Below are 3,206 nucleotides of genomic sequence, written 5' to 3'. Positions count from 1 at the left end.
CGCCCATGGATATGTCTTTGGTCAAATTGCAGGCAAAAAGAAACCCTCAATCCTGTCGGACTGAGGGTTTCGGGTAAAGCCCCTGGCGATGACCTACTCTCGCATGGCTTGAGCCACACTACCATCGGCGCAGCTGCGTTTCACTTCCGAGTTCGGGATGGGATCGGGTGGTTCCACAGCGCTAATTTCACCAGGGAGACGGTTGGAGCGTCGCCATCCAAGAAACGGATTAAGGCGCCCAGTCTCGCATAGTTAACTTGTGACGTAGCTTGCGTTTGGGGATCTACCAACGTTCGTTGGGACCAAGGCAACTTGAGGTTATATGGTCAAGCCGCACGGATCATTAGTATCAGTTAGCTCAATACATTGCTGTACTTACACACCTGACCTATCAACCACATAGTCTATATGGTTCCTTTAGGGGGCTTGTGCCCCGGGAAGTCTCATCTTGAGGCGCGCTTCCCGCTTAGATGCTTTCAGCGGTTATCGCTTCCGAACATAGCTACCCGGCAATGCCACTGGCGTGACAACCGGAACACCAGAGGTTCGTCCACTCCGGTCCTCTCGTACTAGGAGCAGCCCCTCTCAAACTTCCAACGCCCATGGCAGATAGGGACCGAACTGTCTCACGACGTTCTGAACCCAGCTCGCGTACCACTTTAAATGGCGAACAGCCATACCCTTGGGACCGACTACAGCCCCAGGATGTGATGAGCCGACATCGAGGTGCCAAACACCGCCGTCGATATGAACTCTTGGGCGGTATCAGCCTGTTATCCCCGGAGTACCTTTTATCCGTTGAGCGATGGCCCTTCCATACAGAACCACCGGATCACTAAGACCTACTTTCGTACCTGCTTGATCCGTCGATCTTGCAGTCAAGCACGCTTATGCCTTTGCACACAGTGCGCGATGTCCGACCGCGCTGAGCGTACCTTCGTGCTCCTCCGTTACTCTTTAGGAGGAGACCGCCCCAGTCAAACTACCCACCATACACGGTCCCTGATCCGGATAACGGATCTAGGTTAGAACGTCAAGCACGACAGGGTGGTATTTCAAGGTTGGCTCCACTGCAGCTAGCGCCACAGTTTCATAGCCTCCCACCTATCCTACACAGACGAACTCAACGTTCAGTGTAAAGCTATAGTAAAGGTTCACGGGGTCTTTCCGTCTTGCCACGGGAACGCTGCATCTTCACAGCGATTTCAATTTCACTGAGTCTCGGGTGGAGACAGCGCCGCTGTCGTTACGCCATTCGTGCAGGTCGGAACTTACCCGACAAGGAATTTCGCTACCTTAGGACCGTTATAGTTACGGCCGCCGTTTACTGGGGCTTCGATCAAGAGCTTCGCCTTGCGGCTGACCCCATCAATTAACCTTCCAGCACCGGGCAGGCGTCACACCCTATACGTCCACTTTCGTGTTTGCAGAGTGCTGTGTTTTTGATAAACAGTCGCAGCGGCCTGGTTTCTGCGACCCTCTTCAGCTATAGCTCGCATGAGCCACCAAAAAGGGTGCACCTTCTCCCGAAGTTACGGTGCCATGTTGCCTAGTTCCTTCACCCGAGTTCTCTCAAGCGCCTGAGAATTCTCATCCTACCCACCTGTGTCGGTTTACGGTACGGTCTTCGTGAGCTGAAGCTTAGGAGCTTTTCCTGGAAGCGTGGTATCAGTGACTTCGCCATAAAGGCTCGTCTCGGTGCTCGGTCTTAAAGGATCCCGGATTTGCCAAAGATCCAAACCTACCGCCTTTCCCCGGGACAACCAACGCCCGGTACACCTAACCTTCTCCGTCCCTCCATCGCACTCACGCGAGGTGCAGGAATATTAACCTGCTTCCCATCGACTACGGCTTTCGCCCTCGCCTTAGGGACCGACTAACCCTGCGTCGATTAACGTTGCGCAAGGAAACCTTGGGCTTTCGGCGTGCGGGCTTTTCACCCGCATTATCGTTACTCATGTCAGCATTCGCACTTCCGATACCTCCAGCAGACTTCTCAATCCACCTTCGCAGGCTTACGGAACGCTCCTCTACCGCGCATAAAACCGAAGTTTTACGCACCCCAAGCTTCGGTTCACTGCTTAGCCCCGTTAAATCTTCCGCGCAGACCGACTCGACCAGTGAGCTATTACGCTTTCTTTAAAGGGTGGCTGCTTCTAAGCCAACCTCCTGGCTGTCTATGCCTTTCCACATCGTTTTCCACTTAGCAGTGAATTTGGGACCTTAGCTGTGGGTCTGGGTTGTTTCCCTTTTCACGACGGACGTTAGCACCCGCCGTGTGTCTCCCGGATAGTACGTACTGGTATTCGGAGTTTGCAATGGTTTGGTAAGTCGCGATGACCCCCTAGCCATAACAGTGCTCTACCCCCAGTAGTATTCGTCCGAGGCGCTACCTAAATAGCTTTCGAGGAGAACCAGCTATCTCCGGGTTCGATTAGCTTTTCACTCCTAATCACAGCTCATCCCCGTCTTTTGCAACAGACGTGGGTTCGGGCCTCCAGTACCTGTTACGGCACCTTCACCCTGGCCATGACTAGATCACCCGGTTTCGGGTCTACTGCCCGCGACTATGCGCCCTTATCAGACTCGGTTTCCCTTCGCCTCCCCTATACGGTTAAGCTTGCCACGAACAGTAAGTCGCTGACCCATTATACAAAAGGTACGCAGTCACTCTTGCGAGCTCCTACTGCTTGTACGCACACGGTTTCAGGATCTATTTCACTCCCCTCTCCGGGGTTCTTTTCGCCTTTCCCTCACGGTACTGGTTCACTATCGGTCGGTCAGGAGTATTTAGCCTTGGAGGATGGTCCCCCCATATTCAGACAGGGTTTCACGTGCCCCGCCCTACTCGTCTTCACTGGAGTGGCCCTTTTAAATACAGGGCTATCACCTTCTATGGCCAATCTTTCCAGATTGTTTTTCTAAAGCCATTCCAGCTTAAGGGCTGTTCCCCGTTCGCTCGTCACTACTCAGGGAATCTCGGTTGATTTCTTTTCCTCCGGTTACTTAGATATTTCAGTTCACCGGGTTCGCTTCAAGCAGCTATGAATTCACTGCAAGATACTGCCGAAGCAGTGGGTTTCCCCATTCGGATATTGCCGGATCAAAGCTTGTTGCCAGCTCCCCGACACTTTTCGCAGGCTACCACGTCCTTCATCGCCTCTGACCGCCTAGGCATCCACCGTGTGCGCTTATTCGCTTGACCA

General features: G+C 53.3%; 2 rRNA genes. Both read right to left on the bottom strand.

From position 1 onward, the window contains the following. Nucleotides 1-80: 80 nt before the first annotated feature. Nucleotides 81-195, bottom strand: a 5S ribosomal RNA gene (gene rrf, locus QRM89_RS18555). Nucleotides 196-322: 127 nt separating this feature from the next. Continuing rightward, nucleotides 323-3,205, bottom strand: a 23S ribosomal RNA gene (locus QRM89_RS18550). Nucleotide 3,206 lies beyond the last annotated feature (1 nt).

This window comes from Xanthomonas sp. LMC-A-07, from assembly GCF_030208825.1.
Classification (GTDB): Bacteria; Pseudomonadota; Gammaproteobacteria; order Xanthomonadales; family Xanthomonadaceae; genus Xanthomonas; species Xanthomonas campestris.
The sequence above is the reverse complement of the archived record's forward strand: the minus strand, read 5'-3'. Positions and strand labels throughout refer to the sequence as shown.